Source organism: Mycobacterium sp. KBS0706 (assembly GCF_005938675.2).
Lineage (GTDB): Bacteria > Pseudomonadota > Alphaproteobacteria > DSM-16000 > Inquilinaceae > Inquilinus.
On the sequence record NZ_VCCH02000406.1, the window covers coordinates 1 to 307 of the forward strand.

Consider the following 307-nt stretch of genomic DNA (forward strand, 5'->3'; position numbering starts at 1 on the left):
GTCCTGCTCGCTCTCGTCGCGCAGCTCCTCGATCTCCTTGTGCCGGAACAGGGCGTTGTCGTCGAAGCCCATCTTGGCGTCGAGCGCGATCAGCTGACCGGCCCCGGTCACCACCAGCGGGTTGATCTCGACCAGCGCGGCGTCGAGCTCGTTGAACGCCTTGTACAGGCCCTTCAGGAAGCCGACCGCGGCATTGACCTGCTTGCCCTCGAGGCCGAGCCCGAAGGCGACCTTCCGGGCGTGGAAGTCCGACAGGCCGGTGGCCGGGTCGATGGCGATGGTCTGGATCTTCTCCGGCGTGGCCTCC

Annotated in this window: 1 protein-coding gene; it reads right to left on the reverse strand. The window is 67.4% G+C overall.

Annotation, left to right across the window (positions count from 1 at the left end):
• A partial coding sequence (locus tag FFK22_RS42480; protein WP_306770289.1) for an ATP-grasp domain-containing protein occupies nt 1–307 on the reverse strand: 307 nt, incomplete at both ends.